The sequence below is a fragment of the Bifidobacterium sp. B4142 genome (assembly GCF_026537325.1).
Taxonomy (GTDB): domain Bacteria; phylum Actinomycetota; class Actinomycetes; order Actinomycetales; family Bifidobacteriaceae; genus Bombiscardovia.
The window spans coordinates 89355-114821 of record NZ_JAFNMJ010000004.1 but is presented as its reverse complement, the minus strand read 5'-3'; the positions used below and the strand labels follow the sequence as shown (position 1 = coordinate 114821).

Below are 25467 nucleotides of genomic sequence, written 5' to 3'. Positions count from 1 at the left end.
AATAGACAATTAAGTGCAACTAAATAAGCTGCTGAAATAGTCGATAAACGAAGTGCCTGGCAATCTTAAACTGCCAGGCACGTAAATTCTTGTTTGCAGGGCGTATCAGGTCTTAGCGGTTATCCAAACTCGTAAGATACTCTTGGGCATCCAAGGCTGCACGGCAACCCATGCCAGCAGCAGAGATGGCCTGACGATAGACTTTGTCGGTTACGTCACCAGCGGCAAAGACTCCGGGTGTGGAGGTCTTGGTTGAACCGCCCTTGACCAGGATATAGCCGTCCTGATCCAGGTCGACTTGTCCATTAAAGAAAGCAGTCTGGGGGGTGAATCCGATGGCAACGAAAACTCCATTTGCTGGAATATTTGACTGCTGGCCAGTTGCTGTGTTGCGCACATCCAAAGAGGTTACACCGCTACCGTCACCGTTGATCTGCGTGACGACCGAATCGAGAAGGAAGTTGATCTTGTCATTGGCCTTGGCTCGGTCCACCATGATTTTTGAAGCGCGGAAGCCTTGGCGACGGTGAATCAAGGTGACAGAAGAACCGAAACGGGTTAGAAAGTCTGCGTCACTCATGGCAGAGTCGCCGCCGCCAACGACCACAATCGGCTTATTCTTGAAGAAAAATCCGTCACATGTGGCGCAGTAGGAAACACCTCGCCCAGAAAACTCGCGCTCTCCAGGAATCTCCAATTTTCGATATTGCGAACCAGTGGTGATAACGACTGCTCGAGTTTGGTATTCTTCACCGCCATCGGTAGTGATCCGTTTGATATCTCCACTCAAGTCAACTGAGACGACATCGTCGTACTCGATCTGAGCACCAAAATGTTCGGCCTGCTCGCGCATCTGATCCATCAGATCCGGACCCAATACCGCTTTTGGGAATCCAGGGAAATTCTCTACCTCTGTCGTGTTCATAAGCTGACCGCCGGGCGTTAGGGCTCCAGCAATCACTAGTGGAGCATATCCGGCTCTTCCAAGATAAATGGCGGCCGTGTAACCTGCTGGTCCGGACCCTATAACAATTGCATCATGAACAGTTTGCTTCATAACGTTACTGTATCCATGCAGGATGACTGGGGCACACGCGGTGGGCGAAAAGGGCGCTACTTATCTCACAGTAGGTCTGTTTTTGACAGAAGCAGGTTATTCTTAAACTATGGAGAAAACCGTGATAGTGGCCATCGTAACCAATCTTGGGACGATTCTGGTGCTGATCTGGTTTATGCTCCGAGTTGATCGGTTGCTGCGGGAGCATCCTAGTCATCAAACAGATAATAAGAGTGAGGATGACAGCTGGCATAGCTGGCGTTTTTGGAATCCTCCAAGCTCTGATGACAATGAAGACGAGTTGGACGCAGATTCTCCGGTAACAGATAAAAACCTTGTCGCTGATGATGACATGTCAGTTAGGTCTACCGACCGGTATGCATCCTCAACTCAGGAAGAACTTGGTGAAAGTTCCTCGCGCGGATCGAACAAGAGCGAGGAAAGCAGCAGAGACGAGTAAGGCATATTGAGCAAGGCCGAGGACTGCCCAATTGTAGTAGGGTGCGGTTTTAATCGCTTGTTTGATCTTATGAAGTATGGCCTTTGAACAAGGATGGATCCCCTTGGATATATTAATCCACTGATTTGCAGGGTATCTATGGGCATTTATCTATGAGCCCTAGAGTGCGTGGGGGGAGCAAACCGCGTCAGCAAGATGGCTTAATAAATGAAATCTGATCGGAAGATGTGTTCTCAGCGATGAGGAAGGACAAATAGGGGCAAATGAACCGGGAAAACTATGCCGGTGACCGAATGATAGTTTGCAGGTGAAGACTCAACCCTCGCTCGAAGTTCTTGCTGGCATAGTTGAAATGGATCGATTCTCGACGCTATAAAAGCAGCAAAACCTACATGCAATTACGCGTACTTTGATAGAAAAACTTGGTATAACATCTTCAGCAAAATCAGGCAGCATCCGTAGTGATTGCAATCCTGCGAGGGTCGTCTTCTTTTTCAGTCGACCATTTCTTTATTCGACTCGCACTTTTAAGGTGCAGGATTCGCTGTCGGTCATAGGCCGTTATACCGTTTGAGGCTCTCGCTGGAGTTCGTGCAGTAAGTTGATCACCCCAGAATGTTTCACGTGAAACATTGGATACCGACCGCGATTGCATTCAAGGGTGTGAACGAATACCGCGGTTTCCTGTGAGTTGAGTCTCGGAGGACGACCAGTCATTGCAGCATCGGCAATCCATTGGTCTGCGTCGATTTTGCAAATCGGTTTGGTTGACAATATAAAACCGTGATCTGACTGAACATGCCCTTCGATCAATATCGGCTTTGGCTGAGTAGCAAAAGAGAAGTGGAGAGTACATCAGAAGTGGGGAGCTGGGCATATCGAATAGAAGGCGAGAAATAATCGATGATGAGTGGCGAACAATGAACCACTGCCATTGTATGGCTGGGAAAGAATGCTAATGAGAATCTGGTGCCCGCCCTGTATGCTATCTGCTGTGCCTGTATTACAATCGGCGTATATTGCAGATCCGCCTGACGCATATTGTACAAATTGCACATCATGCATCAGGCGGACCTTGTACGTGCTAGCCGAACGATAGGCAGAACCAGAGGGGCTTTAAGGTCTCAATCGGTTCGCTTTTGATTCAAAACTGATTGAACCAATGCCGTGTATAGCTCTGGCAGATTGTAGCCAGCGGCCTGGGCTGACTGTGGCAGAAGCGATGTGTCCGTCATACCGGGTGCCACATTGGACTCCAGGAATTGCGGCTGACCTTGGGCATCAACGATGAAATCGGTTCGTGAAATATCGCGGAGCCCCAGAGCCCGGTGAGCGGTCAGTGCGGCATCGCTGACAGCCTGTGTGGTCTTGGCGTCCAGTCGGGCTGGAACATAGAACTCTGTCGGGCCAGGTGTGGAGCGAGCCTCGAAGTCGTAGGTGCCTGAGGGAGTCCAGATTTCAAGCGGAGGCAGAACCAGGGGGTGTCCGTCAAACTCGAGGATGGACACAGAGACCTCGGCGCCCGTGACAGCCTGTTCAATCAGGGCTACATCACCGTAGGCAAAGCAATTGATCAGCGCCTGAGTGAGCTGGCTCTGTTCAGTCACCATGGTGCAACCCATGGCTGAGCCACCCATGGTGGGTTTGATGAAGAGTGGAAGTCCTAGCGAACCTAGAAGCATATCGATAACGGGTTCGACACCCAGCTCGCGGAACATGGACTCGGGCAGCGTCACGGAATGCGGAGTGTGCAAGCCGGCCATGCGGACGACGTTCTTGGCGATGGGCTTGCTCCAGGCGGTCCGGGAGGCCTTGGCCCGGGATCCGATGTAAGGCAATCCGGCCATTTCCAAGACGTCACGGATGGAACCGTCCTCGCCGTTGGCGCCATGCAGCAAAGGCCAGACCAGATCAGGGCGGGTCGACTCGTCGGTCAGGTAGGGAAGGAGCGAGCCATCCATGTCGTGGACGTGGACTGTCCACCCTGCCTCCTCCAGGAATCCCTGAACTCGATGACCCGAGCTGATGGAGACATCGCGCTCATGGCTGAGGCCACCACAGATCACCAGAAGCGACTTGTCAGCACGTTTGGTGGTCTTGCTGGCCAGGGAGGTGACATCGTCCATGGTGACTGGTGTGGCTTCACGGATGGAGCGATGTGAGGTCCGCCTGGCTTTTTTGGCCACTTCGCTGGCACCTGTGGCTGAAGTGGTGGCCGCAGTGCTGGTCGGACTTGCGACCGTGGTCGTCTTCGTGCTCGCGATTGTCTTGGCCTTGCCGGTTGCCACGGTTTTGCCGCCGGTCTGCTGCCGAGGTGTCTTGCTGTGCTTGGCCGCCATGATTCAGCCCCTTTTCTTGTCGTTGTCAGGCTCGAACAGCCGGACGGTGGCGAGTTCGTTCTCGATGACTGTGGACAGTCTGCGTATTCCTTCCCGGATCCGATCGGGAGTGGGGTAGCAGAAGGACAGGCGCATATGATCCGCGCCCTCCCCATTATCGTAGAAGGCTGTGCCTGACACGTAAGCTACCTTGGCGGTGATCGCTCTGGGCAGCATGTCCTTGGCGTTGAGCCCCTGGGGTATCTTCAGCCAGATGTAGAAGCCACCCTTGGGCTTCAGCCATGAGCAGTAGGGCAAATATTCCTTCAAAGCCTCGTCCATGGCATCACAGCGCTCCTTGTACATTCCCCGGTAATCGTTGATCTGCGATTTCCAGTCGAAGTTGTCCAGATAGGTGGTGATGGTCATCTGGCTCATGTTGGAAGGACAAAGGATGGCTGACTCGTTGGCCAGAACCAGCTTCTGTCGGATGCCAGGAGGCGCAACCATCCAGGCCACGCGCATGCCCGGGGCGATGATCTTGGAGAAGCTGCTCAGGTAGACAATGCCCTCGGAATCGTAAGAGCGCAGGGCCGGATAGGTCTGGCCGTCGAAGGCCAGTAGTCCATAAGGATTGTCCTCGACAATAAGCACATGGTACTTTCTGGCGATCTCGATGACTCGCGGCCGCCGCTCGACACTCATGGTGGCGCCGGCGGGATTGTGGAAGTTGGGCACGGTGTAGAGGAACTTGACCGCTTTGCCTTGACGGCGCTGTTCAAGAATGGTCTCTTCCAGAGCCTCGGGAATCAGTCCGTCTCCGTCCATGGCCACGTTGACCACATCGACCTGGAAGGACTGGAAGACGCCCAGGGCGCCCACATAGTTGGGTGCCTCAGCCAGCACCACATCGCCCGGATCGCACATGATTCTTGTGATCAGGTCCAGTCCCGACTGGGAGCCGTTGACGATGACCACGTCATCCGGCTGGACGTCCTTGATACCTTCCAGCTCCATGATGGGCAGCACGTCCTCGCGCAGATGGGGATCGCCCTGTGCTGACCCATACTGCCAGGCCACTTGGCCCTTGCTCCGTAGCATGACGCCAAGCTGGTCGGCCAGTTTATCGAAAGGCATCCGGCCCAGGTAGGGCATGCCGCCGGCCAGGGAGACCACTTCGGGTCGATTGGCGACAGCGAAGAGGGCGCGAATTTCGGAGGCGCGCATCTGCTCGGCTCGTGCTGCATAGGAGCTATACCAGGGATCGTTCTTGATGACCTTGGGTGCGATATTGGGATCATCCGCCATGACTGACTTCCGCCTTCCTGCCGCCGTTGTCTAAGGAAACTGTATTACCTGCAAGGGCTTTGTTGGAGGAAAAATCCAACACATTACCATTTCGGTACACCCATGGTCGGAACCCCGCCTGGGATTCCTTCCCATTTTCCAGGAACTTTCAATCCTAGCTGCTTTGAGGATCGGCAACAGCAAGACAGCAGCAAGAATGGACAGCCAAGTGTTCCAGCCAGGGACGTGTGGAGGACCTGCTTAGAAGGCCTGGACGGACGTGAAGCGTAGGGAGTTGCCCGGCATGCCGTCCATGGGCACCCAGACGACCAGATCCTGGGTCGTGACCGGCTCACGCAGGGTGACCTGGGTGGTGCCCGAGGGATCGAAGCTGAAGTCGGCCAGCGGCTGCCCCTGGTTGGGCTGGGCCGCTGTGGAGTTCGCGTAGATCTGGGCATGGCCGCCGCTCTGTGGCATGACGATGGTCAGGCGGGAGACTTCCTCCGGCTTGGTCAGGTGCATGTACCATCCGAAGCCCTGCAGGCCGGCGGGCTTGTTCAGGAAGAGCTGCCGATCCGACTGATAGGCTGTGGTGTTCTTGGGCTTGGGCGGATTGGGAACCTTTTTGGCCACCTTGTCAGCATGGCTGACCTTGTCGGTACCAGCCTTGGCCTTGCCGTTGGCCTTGGCCTTGCCATTGTTGGTAGTTTTCGCCTCCTCGTCCCCATCAGTCCCACCGGGGAAGGGGACGTTGGACATGACCGGCCAGCCGCCCTCCTCCTTGCCGACGTTGGGTCGGGAGCCGGAGATGGTTGAGATCGCCCACACCAAGGCCACTACGATGATTGCGGCCGCTACGGCAATGACTACGGAGCGAGTCGTGAAACGGCCGAATAGACGCGTGTCGGCCATGTCTGTCTCGTCATCCAGATCCTCGTCTTGGCTATCGTCCGGAAGTTCCGAATAGGTCACCGGCGCTGGCATGGAGTGAATTTCGGGCGTGAAGCTGGGGGGCAGAGGCTCCATGACCGTGGTCTGCTGCTCTTCTTCGTCAAAATCGCGCTTCTTGGAGGATCGGGGCGCTCGTTCGGCATCCTGATTCGAGTGGTCATTCTGCCGCTCTTCGTATGTCTGATCGGTCGAGCCGCTGGCCACGCGTGCATGGGTTCTGTCGTGTGCCTCGGCGTCATCCTCGCGCCGGGCATGTGATTCTCCATTACTCTGTGGGACGGTCTGTGAGGCGGTCCGGTTGGATGCTGCCCTGGCCTGACGACCGCCGGTCTCATGGCTTTTCTTGTCGCTGGACTTGTCGAAGTCCCACTGGGTGAAGCCGCGCTCCACGGGGTTGTCGGCGGTCACGCCGCTGCCGCTGATGGCCTCGGGCGGCCGATGCTCATCGTCTCCCACGGTCGGCATCCGCCCGGTCACTGCCTTGGACTCCTCGTCATTCAAGGCAGCGGGCCTGGCAGTCGTCGTCCTGAGTGCGCTCACATCCATGGCCGCGGTCTTGCGGGAGCGGCTGCTCAAGGAGCGTAGCCGTTGACGTTCGTCGAAGAGCGAGAAGAGGTCGGTGTCCGTGTCTTCGGGATTGAGCATCTCGATTTCGCTCCGGCCGGGGAAGAGCAGTTGGTTGGTCTTCCAGTGCGGCTCATGATGGGTCACAGTCTGTGCGGCAGGCAGGGCTGAGGAGGTCAGCCCATCGGGCAGGGGCAGTACATCCTTGGGATCCACCGGTCTCAGAGCCACGGTCTCGATGGAGGCGCGGCCGTCCATCTCAGGCCAGATCAGATCGCTGTCGGTCAGCTCCTCGGGAGGGATCCAGGGGCTGAGCAGTGCCGACAGCTCGGCCAGGGTGACCAGGGGCACTGGCTTGGCCCCCTGATCATCAGTCAGTCCCAGTCCGCGCATGCAGATGATCCTGAACTCTCCGGGTGTGTGCTTGGGAAGCTCTTGTAGGCTGGGCTGTCGTCCGTCTTGGTCGGGTCGGCGGGTCAGCATGGCGTAGAGCACGCCAGCCAGTTCGCGTATGGCATGCTCCTCGTCAGCCAATCCCGTCTCGTTCGGGACTGACGGGTGTGCGATCATGGGCGAGATGGGGGCATCGGCCAGGGTGATAGAGGCCGGCGCCAGCCTGATGGTACTGGTTGAGACTGCATAGTCGACCATGCCGGCGGCATGCAGGGTACGCATGGCCTCGGTGACCTCACCCATGATGGTGCCTATGGCCCGGTTGCTCAGCGTCTCGCCGGCGGGCCCGTGCATGTAGTCCCTCAGGGACATGCCGGCATCGGGAGCGGTGACGATCAGGGAGACCCCATCCCTGGTGTGCAGCTGGTAGACCGGAGTGAATCGGCGGTCCTTGCTCAGCGCCAGGCCGGAGGCGTTGACGTTGATCAGATCCGTGCAGGTCGAATCGCCGGCGATAAAGAGCTGGCAGTCCCTGTCCAGCACCTTGTCCTTGGCCCGCCAGACGCTCAAGCCGTTGGCACGGCGGAGCAGGGTGACCAAGGTGTATCTGCCGAGGATGGTGTCTCCGATATGCGCGTTCATGCTTGCCGAGCTCTCATCAGAAGTGGGGCGTCGCCTGTGGTTGGCGACGCCGTGGTGGACCGTGCTGTTCCTAGGCACAATTCTAACGGGTTGCGGGGCCGGAGGGGCTGGAGGGGGCCCGGCTGTCGCGGATTCTCCATCAGTGCCGGGCTCGCGGGTCTCTTCGAAGTTCTCCAGAGCCGTGTCCATGCCAGGCTGGGTGGAATCAGGAGAGGAGGAGTGCACCACCCTGACCGAGCGGTCGGCCAGCCGGGAGGGCCGTCCGTCCAAGGCGTCCAGGCTGCGGACCGGGTGTCGGGCCGTCCTGCCCAGACGGCGGGCCAGGTCGATCATGAGCTGGGTGAATTCCTCGGTGCGTAGCGCAACCAGGGTCACGGCGTAGATGGCCGCTGTCAGCAGGGTGATGACCATGCAGATAAAGAGCGCCTGCACCCAGCTCATGTGGCCCTGCCGGTCCTGGACCCAGGCGCCGACCAGGCGGGTCAGTGGAGTCTTGACCGTCAGGGAGGCCGCCAGTGCCAGACCCGCCGCTAGGAAAGCCTTGGCGTAGGTGCCAAGGATGCGCCGACCATCCAAGTATCCCTGGAAGGGTCTGCGCAGCATGCCCGCCAGCATGGGGAAGCTGAGGATGTTGCTCAAGGACAGGCTGAGTCCCACCAGGGCCGCCCAATAGCGGGGAGGGGCCAGGCGGATGGCTGCCAGGACCAACACCACCTGGATGGTGTTGGAGACGGCCGCGAAGATGAAGGGATGCCTTCCGTCCTCGAAGGCGTAGAAGGTGCGCTGAATGAGCAGGAAGGCACTCATGGGCACCAGCCCCAGGGACAGGCCTATCAGGGGTCCCGAGATCAGGACTGCCTCGTGGACGCCCACGGAGGGCAGCAGGGCACGGGTGATGGGCACAGGAATGGCCAGCATGACCGCAGTGAAAAAGAACATCATCAGCCCGACATTGCGCAGGGCCTGGCTCAGATCCTCGCGGGCATCCCCAATGCGGCCGTCCGAAACCGCCTTGGACAACTTGGGGAAGATGGCCGTGCTGACGGAAACGGCCACCAGGGAGTATGGCAGGATGAAGAGGGTATAGGCGTTTTGGTAGGAGCCGTTGCCGGCGATGTCCAAGGGGTTGCCCTCCAGAGGGGCGCCATTGTTGATGCGGGCGTTGATTACGTTGGCCAGCTGGTCGATGACCACCACACCCATGCTCCAGGCCGCCACCGAGCCCATGGATCGCAGGCCGATGCCCCGTAGGCCCCAGCGTGGTCGATAGCGGAAGCCGCTCATGATCAGGGGGATGAAGAGGACCAGCGCCTGGAAGGCCACTCCTAGGGTCCAGGCTCCGGCGGTCAGGGCCACCTTGCCGTTGTCCCAGAAACCCACCGGCTGGCTGCGGGCGTTGCCGAACAGGAGGATGAAGACCAGGAAGCCAAGGCAGCTGATCAGATTGGCGCCCACCGAGCTCCAGGCGTATGCGGTGAAAAGGCCCTTGGCGGCCAGGATCTGACCCAGTACCGTGTAGAGCCCGTAGAAGAAGACCTGGGGCATGCACCAGAGGGTGAAGGAGTTGGCCAGAGCGCGCTGTGCGGGGTTCCATTTGGAGTTCAGATAGATGGTGGTCAGCACCGGGGTGCCCAGCATCAGCAGCAGGGTCAGCAGGGCCAGGAGAACCATGGCGACGGTGATCAGCTTGTTCAGCCGGTCAGCCGCGTCCCTCTCCTTGAGGGTGCGTACGATCTGCGGGACCAGGACGGCGTTGAAGATGCCGCCCGAGATCAGGGTGAACATGACCTGGGGGATCATGGCGCCGGTCTGGTAGGCGTCGGCTGCGATCCCGGTGGTGCCTATGGCGGCTGCCAGCAGGATGGTGCGGATCTGCCCGGTCACCCGGGAGGCCGCGGTGCCCGTGGCCATGATGGCGGAGTTGCGCCCTACGGAGCTCATTCGTCCGGGTCCTTCGTGCGGTGGAACTGCCGCCAGAGCCCCAGGAGCCCAAGAAGCACGGCAAAGACAATGATGAGCAGGCCGCTCATGTCGCTCAGACGCAGATTGCTGGTGATCTGAGCCCGGCGCATCTGGCCGAAGGGACGGCCCTGGCTGTCCAGCAGGCCGATGTCCACGTTGGCCCTGCCGGCAGTCGCCACTCTGACCTTAAAGGTCACTTGGGCCTCGGATCGGGCGGGAATGACCACATCCGCCAGGCGCGAGGTAACGATCTCCATGGAATCGGTGCGAGCGCTGATGCGGGCGTGGACCGGGTAGGGATGGCTGTTGCTGACGGTGACGGGCATGGAGGCCGTCTCGCTGACCACGTTCAGGGACTCGCTGGGCGTGATGCTGATGCCGTCCAGGAGCCGGTGGGATATGGCGCCGGCCTGATCGGCCAGGCCGGCGGCGGCTGTGGTTCCGCCCAGGGACTTCAGGGCTAGATCGTCGTGGGCGGCGGTCAGCCGGTTCAGCCACTGGTGTGGATCCTTGGGCTGGCGGGCCGTGGTGTCAGCATCTTGTCGGGCCAAGGCCTGGCTGTCGGCCTTGCCGGCCGTGGCGCTGGCAGAGGGCTGGGCGGTCTGCTGATCATCGGCCAGAATGGAGGAAGCGAACCGGTCGATGTCCGCCCTGCTGGCGATCAGGGAGTCCAAGGTGGCTGCCGAGCTGTCGCCATGCTTGGCGCCGCCCTGACCGTCATCGGCTTCGAGGGCCTTGAGCAGGCCGGATGAGCCGCCGGTGAAGTCGGGTGCTCGCATCAGATTGTCCATGGGTTCCAGATGGATCCAGGGAGCGTGCTCCAACTCGGTCATGATCCTGTCCGCTTGCTGAGTGTCCTGATCGGCATCAAAGCAGACCATAAGGGAGCGCTCGGCGTAGGGCTGTTCCATCTGATAGAAGGCGCTCTGGGCCATGAAGCGTGCCGTCTGCCCCGCCTGGGTCTGCTCCCCGGTGGCCCGCGTGGAGCTGGGGTTGCCCCTTGCCAGGTTGCTGAGTTCGCGCTGGGCCGACAGGACGGTCACCCGTCCGGCCTGGGTGTCGATGGTGTACTTGCCGGTGTGGGCGGATGTGCCGGCTCCTACCTCGAAGCCCTGTGGGGCAATGACCGTCTGGTAGCCGGCGCGGCGGGCTGCAGCGATGGATTCCATGGTCCACTCCTGCTTGCCCTGCCAGGCGTATGTGCCGGAAGCGGCATCAGGATAGAGCTTGGTTGCGGTCTGGGCGTTCCAGGACTCGGGGGTGACCCCGGCCTTGGCGTAGCGATCCTGGTTCTGGGAGGCGTATCCGGTGATGTCGAAGTCGGCTGGCTGGATCAGCCCCTGGATCTTGGGACGGTTGGCGAAGGCGGACAGGTAGATCGGATCGCCCAAGGCCTGCAGGGACCCGTGCTTAGCCAGCAGCTGGCTCTGATCTTCCTGGCGACGGTCCCCTTGACGGGTCAGTGTCACGCTCTGGTCTTTATTCTTGCCCGGGCCTGACTCGGATTCGGTACCGGGCTGGGTCATCAGCGCTGTCATGGCCTTGTCGTCAATGTTCCAGTCCGAGGAGATCAGCGGCATGACCATGGTCAGAGACAGTGCAGGGGTGCCAGCAGTGGGCAGTCCATCCCATGTCCGGGTTAGAAAGGTGAACACGTCGCCCAGAACCCGATTCTGACCGTCGCTTAGGGAAAGTCGGATGGGTTTGGGCCCCCAGCTGGTCATCTTCTTGATCGCGCCTTGGTCAGCCGGCACATTGACTGAAACCTCAGCGCTCTGCCCGGCCGGGATTGTCGGTACGGTCTGTGTACCCAGCACGTCCGGGGTGGGGATGCGGGCGTGGCCTTCGGACCAGGCCTGCATGTCGGCCCGGGAGCTGAAGGAGTACAGAGCACTGGTGGACACGCTCAGATGGGTATTTTCCATAGGCTGGTTCGCGGTGTTGGTCACCGTAGCGCGCAGGGCATAACCGGATTTGTCAGTCACCACAGGCGTCGACCAGCGCAGAGCCACCTCGGCCGAGTTCTGATGATTGGGGGCAGCCAGTGCCGGTGTTGGTAGCCAGGGAGTCACCACCAGGGCTAGCAGGAGGACGATCGCCGGTAGGATTCGAGCCCACCCGGCCCATCGATTGAAGGCATGGGTGCGCTGGCTGGTGCGCCCGCTCGGGCGCAGGGGGGTCTGGATCATGGCTGTTTTTTATACTTCCTCGCGTAGAGCCAGGCTATTTTACGCTCATTAGGATAACTGAGCACCGAGGTCAGGTCGGAAAAGTCCACCCAGATGGCATCTTCGGCCTCGTGATCAGGGTCGCCCTCCACGCTCAGGGATCCGCCGATCATCCGCAGGACGAAATGGTGGACCAGCTTGTGGACCCGTTGGTTGGTCCCGGTGAACCAGTAGTCGATGGTGGCGATGGAATCGGTCACCTTACCCAGTATTCCCGTCTCCTCATGGACCTCGCGCACCGCCGTCTGCTCGGGTGTTTCCCCCCTCTCGATATGCCCCTTGGGCAGGCACCATTCCAGGTGGCCCGAGCGGGAGTGCCGGGCGATGATGGCCACTCGGTCATGCCGATCGAAAATCAGCCCACCCGCCGAATATTCGCGCACCACCGGTAGCTCCTGGGCATCCAGGGAGGCAAAAGTGGAAGGACCGGAATCGTGTTTGTGCCGGGGCATGAGGGCAGGCGTGGGAGCGTCATCCTCGACCTGTATACGCTCGCGGACCTGCGGATCCAGACGTTCGCTTACGGTTTCCACAAGATGGCCCCGACTCTGCTGGCCGCGGGCATGGATGTCCGCAGAGTCGGCGCTATGTGCAAGCATGCGCGCCATGTCCGCGGGCGTAATCATACTTCAACTCTACGTAAGGTAATGTGCAGGTGGGGTAACGGTATGCTAGTAGGCGCATCAACTCCGTAGGAAAGGGTGAGCGTGGATTTCCAAGTCTGGCCGGAGGCCATCGAGCTCGGGCGCCTTTTCGCCGAGCAGGGATTTGAACTGGCGTTGGTAGGGGGCCCTGTACGCGATCTGCTCCTGCGCCGGCCCTCCCACGACCTGGATTTCTGCACTTCGGCCAGGCCCGAGCAGTTCGAGCCCATCCTGCGTCACTGGGGGTCGGGATTCTGGGACATGGGGCGCAAATTCGGCACCTTGGGCGCTCTTCGGCGGCGTTCCGACGGCACCGAGGTCAAGGTGGAGGTGACTACCTACCGGCGAGACACCTATGATCCCAACTCCCGCAAGCCCGAGGTGGACTACGGGGACAGTCTTGAGGGCGACCTCTCCCGGCGTGACTTCACCGTCAACGCCATGGCCCTGCGGGTGCCCGATCTGGTCTTCGTGGACCCCTACCGGGGGGCCAACGACCTGGCTAAGCAGGTGCTGCGGACCCCAGTGGATCCCCGCCAATCCTTCGACGACGACCCCCTGCGGATGATGCGGGCCGTGCGGTTCGTGGCCCAGCTGGAGTTCACCATCGCTCCGGAGACCGCAGAGGCCATCACCCGCATGACCGGCCGAATCAGCATCGTCTCGGCCGAGCGGATTCGCGACGAGCTGACCAAGCTCATGCTGGCCGATCATCCCGTCCAGGGCATCGAGGCTCTGGTGCAGTCCGGCTTGGCCGACATCGTGCTGCCCGAAGTCCCGGCCCTGCAGCTGGAGATAGACGAGCACCACCGGCACAAGGACGTCTTCGAGCACACACTGATGGTGCTGGACCGGGCCATTGCCCTGGAGACCGGACCTGACGGACCTGTGCCCGCCCCGGATCTGACCCTGCGCCTGGCTGCCCTGCTGCACGACATCGGCAAACCCGCTACCAGGCGCTTTGAGCCCGGCGGCAAGGTCAGCTTCCATCACCATGATGCAGTCGGAGCCAGGCTGGCCCGCAAGCGGCTCAAGGCCTTGCGCTTCGACCACCACCTGATCGCTGACGTCTGCGACCTGATCTTCATGCACCTGCGTTTCCACGGCTATGTGGACGAGCGGTGGACCGATGCGGCCGTACGCCGCTATGCCCGGGAGACCGGGCCCCTTTACGAGCGGCTCAACCGTCTGACCCGGGCCGATGCCACCACCCGCAACAAGCGCAAGGCCCAGGTCTTCTCCTCCGCCATGGACGAACTGGAAGACAGGGTGGCTCAGTTGCGTCGGCAGGAAGACCTGGACGCCATCCGGCCCGACTTGGATGGACGACAGATCATGCAGATCCTAGGCCTGAAGCCCGGCCCTCAGGTGGGGCGCGCCTACCGGCACATGCTGGACTACCGCCTGGATCAGGGTCCGGCCGACCGGGGGACGGCTGAACGGGAGCTGCGGGAATGGTGGCAGAGTCAGGGCCAGGCCTGATTTGGCCTAGCTCTGACTGAGTATCCCTGGTCTGCATTCTGCGGGTTCGGATGCCGCCGTCTTATATGTGGAAGATGCTTGCATGGTCATCAGGTGCCAGGGTGGCATTGGCTGTGATTGTTGTGTGGTTGTTTGCTGGCGGTGTGTGGTTGGTCCGGCTGGTGTCTGGTTGTGGTTTGTAGGGTTGATGGGTGTGGTGGCGGTCCCGTCGTGTTGGGGGTGGCGGGGCCGCCTGTCGGCCTGGGCCTTCTTGGGGGGTGTGGCCCAGGTTGTTGCTTACTCGTGTGAGGTGTTCATGCGGCTGTGCGCGCCTGCTGTCTCTGGCTTTTGGCTGCTGTGGCGGCTCCTGCGGCGAGCAGTCCTGTGGCGAGCAGGATGAGCATGCCGTTTCCTCCGGTCAGGGGCAGGCTGGCGATGGACAGGTACCGGTAGGTGTTGCTTGTGTCGGTTTCTTGCGGCATGCCGTCCTGGGTCCAGTCGATGGCCACAGGGACGGGGCCTGGCGTGTAGGCGGGCGTGGTGGCGTTCCGGGTGCCGTCGGGGTTGGGCGTCAGGTTTTTGCCGGCGGCGGAGCAGACGCCTTGCTGCCGGGTTTGGTCGAAGCAGATTCTGGTGGCTTGCGGTTTTCCGGGGAAGCCGACCGGGCCGGGCCGGCTGGCCGGCCAGGCTTCAGCGGGCTCGCGCCCCAGCTGGCCGTTGCCGTTGCTCCCCCAGGAATACAGGTTGCCGTCCGAGCCGATGGCCGCGGAATGTCCATCGCTGGAACTGTAGCCTAGGCTGGCTTTTTGCCAGGTGAATCCGTCTGGCGCGCCTTGGGGCTTCTGGACCGGGGTCGGCGTGTGCTTGTCGACCTTGGTGCCGTCGCCCAGCTGGCCGTAAGCATTGTCTCCCCAAGTGTAGAGGCTGCCGTCGGAGCCTAATGCTGCGGAATACCACCTGCCTAAGCTGACTTGTTTCCAAGTGAATCCGTTGGGGGCGCCTTGGGGCTTGCCGATCTTGACTGGCCTGGCCTGGTCGGTGGTGGTGCCGTCGCCCAGCTGGCCATAAGCGTTGTATCCCCAGGTGTAGAGGTTGCCGTTGGAGCCTATCGCTGCTGAGTGGCCGCCCATGCTGATCTGTTTCCAAGCAAACGTGTCAGTAGCCCCTGTGGGTTTGTCGACCAGGCCTGGTCGGTCATATGGCGTGATGCTTGTGCTCCTGCCCAGTCGGCCGGCATCCTCCCATCCCCAGGTGTAGAGGTTGTCGTCGGAGCCGATGGCCGCGGAGTGGTCGCTGCCCATGCTGATCTGTTTCCAGGTGAATCCGTCTGGCGCGCCTTGGGGCTTGCCGATCTTGACTGGCCTTGTCCGGTTGGTGGTGGTGCCGTCGCCCAGCTGGCCGTAGTAGTTCCTTCCCCAGGCGTACAGCTGGCCGTCGGAGCCGATGGCCGCGGAATGCCGGAAGCTTGAGCTGACCTGTTTCCAAATGAATCCGTCTGGCGCGTCTCCGGGCTTGCCGACCATGACCGGCGTGCTGCGGTTGGTGTTGGTGCCGTCGCCCAGCTGGCCGTACTGGTTGTCGCCCCACGCGTACAGGTTGCCGTCCGAGCCGATGGCCACGGAATGGTATTCGCCTGAGCTGATCTGGCTGAATCTGATGCCTCGCTGTGCGGGCGGGGTCAGGGTGACCTCGGTGCCGCCGGTCTCGGGCCCCTGGGTGGGGCTGATGGTCCAGCGGCCGTCTCCCTTGGTCCACCGGGCGGTCAGGGTGACTTTCCCGGTGACGGGCTGGGTGAAGTCGTAGGCCACATCGCCTTGAAACCAGCCGTCGAACAGGCAGCCGTCGGCCTTCGGGTCCGGCTGGGGGCGTTCCGCCTGTCCGTCCTGGGTGACGGCCTGGCTGGGGGGCATGCCCGTGGGGGCGGGGCAGGAGCTGTCCTTGGAGGTGAAGCCGACCTGGTATTCGGGGGCGATGAACGTGTATCGCAGGTGCGCGTCCGGCTGCGGCCCGTTCCTGTTCCAGACGACCGTCACGTCCACGGCCCCCGGGGCATGCGCGGGCGTGGTCGCCTGCCAGGTGCCGTCAGAGTTGGCCGTGATCCCACCCATGGCCTTGGCCTGGCCGAACAGGACATCAGTAGGCGTGGTGGCGCCGGGGAAGACGACCATGACCGGCCGGTTCCGGTTGGTGGTGGTGCCGTCGCCCAGCTGACCAGTGTTGTTGCGCCCCCAGGCAAATAAGTTGCCGTCCGATCCCAAAGCTGCGGAATGAGTCTCGCCTAGGCTGATGTGTTTCCAGGTGAATCCGTCGGGTGCGTCTGTGGGCTTCCGGATCAGGGTTGGCCTGCTCCGGTTGGTGGTGGTGTCGTCGCCCAGCTGGCCGCTGCTGTTGCCTCCCCACGCGTACAGGTTGCCGTCGGAGCCAATCCCTGCGGAAAAATTGTTGTTTAGGCTGATTTGTTTCCAAGTGATCCCGTTGAGTTTGGCTGGCTTGTTTCGGTCGGTGGTGGTGCCGTCGCCCAGCTGCCCGGAGTCGTTTCTTCCCCAGGTGTAGAGGTTGCCGTCGGAGCCGATCGCTGCGGAATGAAACCAGCCGAGGCTGGCTTGTTTCCAGGTGAATCCATCGGGCGCGCCTTGGGGCTTGCCGACCAGGCCTGGCCGGTTGGCGGGCGTGATGTTCGTGTCCCTGCCCAGCTGGCCGTTGCTATTTCTTCCCCAGGTGTAGAGGTTGCCGTCCGAGCCGATGGCTGCGGAATGCCAAGCGCCTAAGCTGACTTGTTTCCAGGTGAATCCGTCGGGCGCGCCTGCGGGTTTGCCGACCAGGACTGGCCTGCTCCGGTCGGTGGTGGTGCCATCTCCAAGCGTGCCGTTGCTGTTGTCTCCCCAGGTGTAGAGGTTGCCGTCCGAGCCGAACGCCGCGGAATAATAGCTGCCTAGGATGGTTTGTTTCCAGGTGAATCCGTTCGGCGCTCCTGCGGGCTTGTCGACCAGGATTGGCCTTTTCTGGTTGCTGGTGGTGCCGTCGCCCAGCTGGCCGCTGCTGTTGTTTCCCCAAGTATAGAGGTTGCCGTCGGATCTGATGGCAGCGGAGTGAAAGCCGTTCAGACTGATTTGGCTGAAGCGGATGCCTCTTGGCTTGGGTGGGGTGAGGGTGACCTTGGTGCCTCCGGCTGCGGGTCCTTGGGTGGGGCTGATGGTCCAGTGCTGTGTGTCCGTTCTGGTCCACCGGGCGGTCAGGGTGACTTTCCCGGTGACGGGCTGGCTGAAGTCGTAGGCGACATCGCCTTGGAACCAGCCGTCGAACAGGTACCCGTCCCTGGACGGGTCGGGGCTGGGCCGGCTGGCCTGCCCCCCGTCGGGGATGGTCTGCCCGCCGATGCTGCTGCCGCCGGCCGGGTCGAAGCTGACCGTCCAGGTTTGGGAGGATTGGGCCTGCGGCCGGCTGCCTGTGGTGTCGGTCAGGCCGGTCCTGGCGGGCGCGGCGGCTGGGCTTGGGGTCGTGTGGCTCAGGGGTGAGGACGTGGCCAGAGGCGAGGATGACGATGCAGCCTGCGGGCTATCATCCCTGTAAGGGTTCTCCCCCTGCTGTTTGTCCAGGGTAGCGGGCACGGCGGTGCCGTCTGGGCTGCTGGTGCCCCCAGCCAAAGCGGGTGTACAGGACAAGGCGAGAAGAAAGGCCAAGGCGGCTACCATGCCCAAACGCTGACGCATGATGAGCTGACTCCTTCCTTCGCAGAGCCTGCTACAGCATTCCCCCGGACATCGCACTCAAAACTGTAACAAGCGCGCGAACACCCACAACCCAAAGGCGTTGCACCGACTACCATATCACGCGCGCAAACATCCCTCCCTGCCGCCGGGTGTCACCACGCCTGGTGTTGTGCCTGTCGTTGTACTACAAGCGCAAACGCCTCCGGTTGATGGTTCCGCAACAGCCGGGTCCGTGCTCCTGGGCGGTATGCCAGGCCAGCAACATTGCTGCGGCGTCAGGCCTTGGGAGCCTTGGGCAGGTTTTTCAGGGAGGAGGGGTCGGCCAGGCAGCCTTTGACGGCTTGGATCCTGCGGCCAACGCCCGAGGTGCTGTCCTCGTCGTTCAGATCGGTGAAGGTGGCCCCGATGACCACGTCGATCAGATCGTCGCCGCGGTCGTCCATGACCAGAACGGCATCGTTGAATTGGGACCCCACCGTGTAGCCGCGATCAATGGCCGAGGCGCCAAAGCGTATCTGGGTGCGCGCTGTCTCGGTCTTGCCCGGATAGTCTGCCACATCCTGCATGTTGAATCCCCGATTGCGCAGGGCCGACGCCAGGGCAGTGGCCAGACCGGACTTGTTGGTTCCGTTGAGCACCCGCACACGGATGTCGGGGTGGTTGACCAGCTTGGACTTGTCGGGCGGACAGGGCACGGCGACCCCATAGTTGGGTTTGGCGATGGTGGCGTGTTTGGCGGTATGCCCGATGGATCCGAAGATGATCAGACCACAGATGACCAGGATGACCACTAGGGCGCTGACGGCTATAGTGAAGACCATCTTCTGCCGCCGTCGTACGAACTGCCTGCGGGCCTCGCGTTCGTCGAGTGGTTCGGGATTCGTCATGTTGCCTACTCTACTGTCCATGGGTGACTCGCAGGGGAACCATCCTGGGCAGGACTGGCGAGTCAGCCTCAATGATTCTGTCCACGGCATTCTGCTCCCGCCAGAGTCTTATCAGTGTTGCCGCCTGGTCCAAGTGAGGAACCATAGCCACCACCGATGGGCCAGATCCCGAGACGAAAGCTGGCCCTGCCCCTGCCCGCCGGGCCAGATCCAGAGCCAGGAGCGAGCGTGGGTGAAGAGCGCAGGCGGTTTTTTGCAGGTCGTTCAGGTCGCCGGGGCTGGGGCCGATCGCGTCGAAGGCCTTGTATACCTGGGCCGTGCTCAGCTGATCTTCATAGGCGCCGATCAGCAGGCGACCGGTCAGTCCGGCATTGCGCAAGCTTCGAGCCTCTGCGCCAGCCGGATCCAAAGGCTCCAGAACCTGGCCGAAACCCGAGCCGTGGCTGAGACCACCATGCAGGCAGAAGGGCAGGTCTGCGCCCAGCCCGGCGGCGATCTCATCCAGTTCAGCTGCGCTCAGCCCGAGCTCCCAGAGCCGGTTCAGGCCCAGCATGGTTCCGGCCGCATCCGTGGAGCCCCCGGCCAGACCGGCACCCACCGGTATTCGCTTAATGATGCGGATGTCCGCATCCGGCTGATGCCCGGTGGCCTGGGTCATGGCTAGGAGGGCCTTGACGGCCAGGTTTGCATGGGGATCGGCGTCATTGTCAGCCAGATCACCCAGATGCTCGCCTTCCATGTGCAGCCTGAAACCGCTGCCAGGCTCTCTTGGACGCAGCTCCACTCTGTCAAGGATGCTTACGGCGCTGTAGATGGTGTCCAAGCGGTGACGGCCACCCCAGTCCGCTCGGGCGGGTCCTACCCGAAGTAGCAGGTTGATCTTTGCCGGGCAGTCCAGGGCGATCCCCTCCCTGCCGACGGCCGGGCTCACGCGGCCACCTCGCGGTCGGCCCGCTCCAGGGCGGCGAATTCCGCAATGGTCATGGTCTCTCCACGTCGGCTCGGATCGATACCTGCCGCTTTGAAGGCCTCGGGAGACACCAGGCCCTTCAGGGCAGCATGCAGGGTCTTGCGGCGCTGGCCGAAGGCAGCGTCGATCAGAGCGAAAACCCGAATCCGCGTTCGCTCGTCCTCGCCGATGTGTCCTTCCTCGTTACGGACAAAGCAGACCAGTGCCGAGTCGACATTGGGAGCGGGCCAGAAGACGTGACGTCCGATCCTTCCCGCTTGGGTGGCACGGCCGTACCAGGCCAGTTTCAGGCTGGGGGTGCCGTAGACCTTGGAACCCGGGCCAGCCGTCAGACGATCCGCTACCTCCTTCTGGACCATGACCAGGAACCGGTTCAGATTGGCGAACCGGGCCAGAAGGGTCAGGATGATGGGAGTGGCCACGTTGTAGGGCAGGTTGGCTACCAGGGTCAGGTCGGCGGTTCTGCCCGCGTCGCCTGCCAGCTGAGGGGTCAGGGTCAGGGCATCCCGGTTGATCACGGTCAGCCGGTCCAGGGCTTCCGGCATGCGTTGGCTGACGGTCTGAGGCAGGCGCCGGGCCAGCCCGGAGTCGATCTCGTCGGCGGTCACCAGACAGCCTGCCTCCAGTAGCCCCAGGGTCAGGGATCCCAGACCTGGACCCACCTCCAAGACGGACTGACCGGGCTTCACCTCTGCCAGGCGGACGATCCTGCGGACAGTGCCTGGATCGATGACGAAGTTCTGGCCCAGGCGCTTGGTGGGATGGATGCCGGCCTGGTCGGCAATGCGTCGGATATCGGCGGCGCCCAGAAGGCGGTCGTTCTCGGTTCTCGTGTTCATGTCGGTTCGCTGCTCGTGAATGTAGTAGGGAGTCAGTACCAGTTGTACTGTTCCGAGTGACGCCAGGCCGTGCTGGGATTCCCGTATTGTTGGGCGATATACCAGAGGCCCCAATCGATTTGGATGGCAGCATCGTCATGCCAGTTGGCACCGAACTTACTCATTTTAGAGCCCGGCAGGCTTTGGGGGATGCCGTAGGCACCGGAGAGGTTTTCGGCATCCCATTGCCATCCTGATTCTTTGTTCCAGAGTTTCACCAGGTCTGCGAACTGCGAACCTGTCCACCCGCGCTGAGCAGCTGCGCCCGAGGCATAGGTCTGGGCAAGCTCTGCGCTGGCATGCCAGAGGCCGCTTGGAGATGGACTTGGTGCTGGCGACGGGGCTGGTGTGTTTTCGTTCTGGCTCGGGGGGTCTGGTTTGGGCGTTGTATTCGAGCCTGATGGTTGTGATGTCTGCGAGGGCGTGGTAGTTGTCTTTCCCGACTGCGCATCCTTGCTTGGCGAGGAGCTTGGAGAGGAGGTGTCCTTGGCGTGATCGGACCCCTTGTCCTTGGACTGCTGCCCGCTGCTCTGCCCCTCCTTTGGCTTGTCGGGGCCGACGGCCACCACCTGATCCACTGGCATGGCCACGGTCTCCTCCTTGACGACCTGCTCCGATTCTGCCTGTCCGTCCACATAGGTGACCTGGATGGTCTGCAGACGCTGGCCGGCTACGCCCTCCTGTCGGATATGGGTCTGGCCTGGCGCCAGGTTCGGGTCGACCACGGTACGTGTGGCAAAGGCCAAGGGGATGGTCTTCTGGGTGTTCCCGTGGGTGACCCGTCGGACACGCAGAACGGTGGCGCCCTGGTCGTGCTCCACGCTGACGCGGTCCTCCTTGCCCAGCACGATGCCCTTGGAGTCCAGGATGGAGGCAGCCGGAAGCTTGCCGTCAGGGGCCACCGAGGTCTTCCCGTCGGCCACGACCGTGACCGGCCCCGCCTGGTTGATGACCAGACCGCCAGTCAGCTGGTTGTAGACGTTGCCTATATCCACGGTGACCTTCATGGCCTGCTTGCGGTTCTCCTCGAAGAATCCCAGCAACTGGTCCATGCTGGTGGCTGTGGTCCAGAAAGGCACTCGCTGGCCCTGGATGACGATGGTGGTCTGATAGGCGGAACGCACAGTGACTGCCGCATGGTTGTTCAGCTGGCCTCCGGAGGTGGAATCGACCAGGTCGTGGGTCTTGACCTTGATTCCCTGCTGGCGCAGCAGGCCGTCCACGCTGTAGGCGTAGGTGGTCACCGTTTTGGTCTGCCCGTTGACGCTTAAAGCCACGCTCTTGCGTGCAGTGATGCCGAAGGCCAAGGCCATGGCCAGAACGACCAGGATCGCGCAGGAGGCCACGCGGATCCTTCTGAGCATGACAAAACGCCGCGGCGTCCAGCGTCTGGCCATGTGCTCGCCTCCCCGTTCCTGCCTTGTCTGTACCTGGTAATTCTAGCGGCGCGGGCATGGAGCTAAGCCAGACAATCCGCAAGGTCGGGCAAACATCCACATTTGTTACAGATGGGTGGCAACAAAAAAGCCGACCTGGCCGTCATCGGTCAGTCGGCTTCTCAAGACCCGGGCCTTGGGCCGGCGGATCAACGTCAAGAGGACGGGAATGAAGGGGAATGATCCCGTCCTCGAATACGAACGGAGATGGTTGGGGAAAAAGCTCCGTTCGTACTTCGGAGAACGAGCCTCCGAAATGACTTACTCGAGGGAAGTATTTGTAATTATCCAGGTAATGTCCATTATTATAGCCTGTCCCGAGACGAAGCTGAATATGTGGAATAGGGGGTTCATTCCTGGCGTAGAGCCTCCTGTCAGAGTCGAACTGACGACCTGCCGCTTACAAGGCGGCTGCTCTGGCCAACTGAGCTAAGGAGGCGGTCCCGGTGGTCCATGACAGCATTCCAGGCCGCGGTACGGAATGATATCCTACCATCACCGTGTCCCCAAGGGGACGCTGGGCGCGAAATTCTTCTCGACCTGTCCGGTTCAGTTCAGCGAGCGCGGTTGGCCGGAGGCGCCGATGGCCGGCATGGCACCCTTGACGCCCACCTTGGACTGGTCCAGGCCCAGAGTCTTGAGCAGGCCCGAACGATAGTCCAAGCCCGCCTGGGACAGGTTGCCCAGTTCCCAGTAATTGCCGTTGATGCGAACCGTAGGCGTGGTCATCTGCCCCTTGTTGGATCCGGAGGGATTCCAGAGCTCCTTGCGCAGGGGCGTATAGGCATCCATGGCCTTGATCCAAGCCCGGTAGTGACCCTTGACCGCCTGATCGGCAACCTTGGGATCAACCCCGGCCTTGATGGCCTGTTGGCGGATCTTGTCGTTGCTGATGGGGTGATAGTCGGACTCATCCGGTTGGAAGTCCTTGGCGTAGAGATTGGCGATGAAAGGCAGCAGGTGGTCGGGGTCGTGCTGGGCCACGTAGATGGTGGCCGTGCCCGTTCTGCTCGAGTAGTTGTCGGTGGAGAGCCGGTCCATGAAACTCATGGGGTAGATGACTAGGTTGATCTGCCCGGCGTCCACAAGACTGGTCAGGGTGGAGTCCAGCCCGCGATGCAGGGCGCCGCAGCCTGGGCACATGAAGTCCATGTAGATCTCCACGGTCGGAGCCTTGGCCACCGGCTTGCCCAGCCCCTTGGAACTGATCAGGAAGCCGCCTTGGTCATTGGCGGCCGAGGGCTTTTCCTTGACTCGTGCGACGGCCTGACGGGCCTGCTCCAGGTCCTGGGTCTTGACCGGGCGATGGCTGCGCCAGTATAGGAATCCGCCCAGAGCGATCAGTGCGATGAGCACCACGGTGACGATGACGCCGATCATGGTCTGCTGGCGGCGCTCCTTGGCCTCCTGGAGCCGCCGGGCCTCTTCCTGGGCCTTGAGCGCGGCCTTGCGGTTCTGCTTGCCCTTGGACATGACCTGGATCCTTTCCTTGGCATACTGAGCATAGTGTAGCCGCCAGGGGTGGAGGTCGGTCTTAGGCGCGCAGGAGGTGGATGGGGGCCCAGTCCATGGAGGGCTGGGCAATCAGCCCGGCCAGGAGGACGGCAGTAATCAGCAGCCAGATCAGGAGCAGAATCCACCTGCGGCAGGGGCTGCTCGGCGCCTCGGGATCCTGACGACCAAGGGGAATACGGCCCGCTGCCAGACGTAGGACCATGTTGCCGCTGTTCGCTTTGGGGGTTGAACGGTCCTGTGTGGGCAGGGTCGCCAACAGCCATCCGGCCAGCGTTGCCAGGGCCATGGCCAGTCCGCCGACAGACAGGGGCCTGGCCGCTGGCAGGGGGAAGGTCAGCAGATGCTCGCCTAGGGTCAGGCCTGCGCGAACGGTTGTGAGGGCGCCCGCCCAGGTCAGCGGCAGGGCGACTAGGACTTGGACAAGGATCATGCCCGGCAGGCGGAGCAGGGCGGCTGCCAGGCCCTTGAGCAGGTGCCAGGGAAGGGCGGCTGCGCTTAGCAGACGATCGGTGCCCCGCCGAGGTCCGTTACGGCGCAGCTCGCGTTCGATCTGGGCTTTTATGCTCCATCCGGTAGTGCTCAGGGCCCAGAGGAGGATTCCGGCGGTCGCCAGAGCCGAGACCGGGGCCAGTGCTGTCAGCAGGGCGGGAAGGATTCCCAGCAAGACCAGGCAGGGAGTTCCCGCTTTCAGGTAGCGCAGACGTCGCATCTGGGCGGGAGGCTGGTCTCCCAGCCAGTGGGCGTTCGCCTCGTTGCGGTATCCGCTGGGCAGGGGCTGTGCCGGCGGTAGCGAATCCTGAACGGCGGTGGCTTGAAGATCTTGGCGATCGGCTAAGGGTTGCCGATCCTGCCAGGTCTGTGTCTGCTCTTGCTGCTCCTCGGCTGCAGGAAGGGGATCCAAGAGGCTGATGGGCTGCTCCGAGTCGGGCAGGAGGGTCGTCTGTTCATCTGCTTCGCTGTCTGCGGGGGGTTGTGACCAGGCCGTCCGCGGACTGTCTGGATCGGCCCGCGCGATCGGCGGCATGGGCATGGTGGCCGGCTCAACGACCATGGTGGGGGAGTCGGCCTGCCCCTCAGCTTCCGAAGAGCCGCCGCCAAAAGGGCGCATCGTCTCCTGGCTGCCTTTGCCGGTCTGCTGCCCTCCCGCATCATGGTCGTCTTGCTCACCCTGCCAGGCCTGCGGATCCATGGCATCCCGACCGATGGCCTCCAGGAGCTCCTGAGGTGTGCAACGCGCGCCTCGATCGGGGGAGAGGGCCGAGCGCAGGGCTCTCATGGTGCCCATGGGTAGCCCGGACAGGTCAGCATTGCCTGAGGCCTCCCGCTCCAGGACCGCCATCATGGGTTTGTCGCCGAAGACCGCCCGTCCGGTGGCTGCATAGGCCAGAACGGCTGCCGTGCTCCACCAGTCGGTTTCCTGGTCGGCCTCGGCTCCATCGATGATCTCCGGGGCGATGAAGCCAGGGGTCCCCATGACCAGCCCGGTCCGGGTCACGTGGCTCTGCCCCTGGCCCATGGCGATGCCGAAGTCCACCAGCACCGGCCCCGAGACCGAGATCATGACATTGGTGGGTTTGATGTCCCGGTGGACGATGCCCGCCCGGTGGACGGCTGCGACGGCATCGGTCAGCTTGTGTGCCAGCCGCTCCAGGTCGTCGCCCCGATAGGGACCGTTGACAGCCACGTCGTCGTGCAGGTTGCGCCCCTCGATCAGCTCGGTCACGATGAAAGCCAGAGCATCATCAAGTTCCATATCCACGATTCGGCAGACGCCTGGATGACGGATCCGTTGCAGGGCCAGGGCCTCGCGTCGCAGGCGCTCGCGTGCCGAGGCGCGGTCACGTTCGTCGAGGCTGTCTGACGAGATCTGGTCCTCCTCCAGGGATTCCCGTAGAATCTTCATGGCGTAGTCCTGGCCACCGCCATCCCGGGCGCGCCAGACGGACCCCATGGCGCCGCCGCCCAGGGGCTCAATCAGGGTGTAGCCCCCGACCAGCCGTCCCGGCCCCAGATCCAGTCCCTCAAGATCACTCATGCTTCCCATTGTGCTCCGACTCGTTGAAAAGGGCCTGATTGCGGCCTCTGCCGTTTCCTCGCGTCCGTG

At 61.9% G+C, this 25467-nt stretch carries 15 protein-coding genes and 1 tRNA gene; 2 read left to right on the top strand and 14 right to left on the bottom strand.

Features of this window, described 5'->3' with window-relative positions; all coding sequences use genetic code 11:
• Positions 1-112: 112 nt before the first annotated feature.
• Positions 113-1057, bottom strand: coding sequence for a thioredoxin-disulfide reductase (gene trxB / locus J3U06_RS07440; protein ID WP_024627106.1), 945 nt, complete (start codon positions 1055-1057; stop codon positions 113-115).
• A 121-nt stretch (positions 1058-1178) separates the two neighbouring features.
• On the opposite strand from trxB, the gene J3U06_RS07435 reads away from it, so the two are divergent.
• Positions 1179-1517, top strand: coding sequence for a hypothetical protein (locus J3U06_RS07435; RefSeq protein WP_267444785.1), 339 nt, complete (start codon positions 1179-1181; stop codon positions 1515-1517).
• 1124 nt (positions 1518-2641) lie between these two features.
• On the opposite strand, the gene J3U06_RS07430 is transcribed toward J3U06_RS07435, so the two are convergent.
• The 5 genes from J3U06_RS07430 to J3U06_RS07410 all read right to left on the bottom strand — a co-directional run bounded on the left by J3U06_RS07430 (position 2642) and on the right by J3U06_RS07410 (position 12461).
• Positions 2642-3856 carry a D-alanine--D-alanine ligase family protein gene (locus J3U06_RS07430; RefSeq protein ID WP_267444784.1) on the bottom strand — a complete coding sequence of 405 codons (1215 nt, stop codon included), beginning with the start codon at positions 3854-3856 and terminating at the stop codon, positions 2642-2644.
• A gap of 3 nt (positions 3857-3859) precedes the next feature.
• Positions 3860-5143 carry a PLP-dependent aminotransferase family protein gene (locus J3U06_RS07425; protein WP_267444783.1) on the bottom strand — a complete coding sequence of 428 codons (1284 nt, stop codon included), beginning with the start codon at positions 5141-5143 and terminating at the stop codon, positions 3860-3862.
• A gap of 240 nt (positions 5144-5383) precedes the next feature.
• A complete protein-coding gene (locus J3U06_RS07420; protein ID WP_267444782.1) occupies positions 5384-9613 on the bottom strand; it encodes a murein biosynthesis integral membrane protein MurJ in 4230 nt (1409 codons plus the stop codon).
• Positions 9610-11823: a DUF6049 family protein gene (locus J3U06_RS07415; RefSeq protein WP_267444781.1), complete on the bottom strand. Its 2214-nt coding sequence runs from the start codon at positions 11821-11823 to the stop codon at positions 9610-9612. The genes J3U06_RS07420 and J3U06_RS07415 overlap by 4 nt, the downstream gene beginning before the upstream one ends.
• Entirely contained in the window at positions 11820-12461 is a 642-nt protein-coding gene (locus J3U06_RS07410; RefSeq protein ID WP_416378870.1) for an NUDIX hydrolase, read from the bottom strand. Before J3U06_RS07410 ends, J3U06_RS07415 begins: the two co-directional genes overlap by 4 nt.
• 108 nt (positions 12462-12569) lie before the next feature.
• Between J3U06_RS07410 and J3U06_RS07405 the strand changes: the two genes are divergently transcribed.
• Positions 12570-13988, top strand: a complete 1419-nt coding sequence (locus tag J3U06_RS07405) for a CCA tRNA nucleotidyltransferase (protein ID WP_267444805.1) — start codon at positions 12570-12572, stop codon at positions 13986-13988.
• Between the two features lie 293 nt (positions 13989-14281).
• Here J3U06_RS07405 and J3U06_RS07400 read toward each other — a convergent pair whose 3' ends face one another.
• The 8 genes from J3U06_RS07400 to J3U06_RS07365 form a co-directional block, all read right to left on the bottom strand.
• On the bottom strand, positions 14282-17677 hold the full coding sequence (locus J3U06_RS07400) for an InlB B-repeat-containing protein (RefSeq protein WP_267444780.1): 3396 nt from the start codon (positions 17675-17677) through the stop codon (positions 14282-14284).
• Between the two features lie 275 nt (positions 17678-17952).
• Positions 17953-18564, bottom strand: a complete 612-nt coding sequence (locus J3U06_RS07395; RefSeq protein ID WP_267400887.1) for a LytR C-terminal domain-containing protein — start codon at positions 18562-18564, stop codon at positions 17953-17955.
• Between the two features lie 10 nt (positions 18565-18574).
• A complete protein-coding gene (locus J3U06_RS07390) occupies positions 18575-19495 on the bottom strand; it encodes a 4-(cytidine 5'-diphospho)-2-C-methyl-D-erythritol kinase (protein WP_267400886.1) in 921 nt (306 codons plus the stop codon).
• Positions 19492-20373 carry a 16S rRNA (adenine(1518)-N(6)/adenine(1519)-N(6))-dimethyltransferase RsmA gene (gene rsmA, locus J3U06_RS07385; RefSeq protein ID WP_267400885.1) on the bottom strand — a complete coding sequence of 294 codons (882 nt, stop codon included), beginning with the start codon at positions 20371-20373 and terminating at the stop codon, positions 19492-19494. The genes J3U06_RS07390 and rsmA overlap by 4 nt, the downstream gene beginning before the upstream one ends.
• A gap of 32 nt (positions 20374-20405) precedes the next feature.
• Positions 20406-21809: a G5 domain-containing protein gene (locus tag J3U06_RS07380; protein WP_267400884.1), complete on the bottom strand. Its 1404-nt coding sequence runs from the start codon at positions 21807-21809 to the stop codon at positions 20406-20408.
• Between the two features lie 404 nt (positions 21810-22213).
• A tRNA-Thr gene (locus tag J3U06_RS07375) sits at positions 22214-22287 on the bottom strand.
• A gap of 110 nt (positions 22288-22397) precedes the next feature.
• The gene (locus J3U06_RS07370; protein ID WP_267400883.1) at positions 22398-23321 is read right to left on the bottom strand and encodes a DsbA family protein; all 924 of its coding nucleotides are present in this window, start codon (positions 23319-23321) and stop codon (positions 22398-22400) included.
• A 61-nt stretch (positions 23322-23382) separates the two neighbouring features.
• Positions 23383-25407: a serine/threonine-protein kinase gene (locus J3U06_RS07365; RefSeq protein WP_416378949.1), complete on the bottom strand. Its 2025-nt coding sequence runs from the start codon at positions 25405-25407 to the stop codon at positions 23383-23385.
• Between the last annotated feature and the right edge of the window lie 60 nt (positions 25408-25467).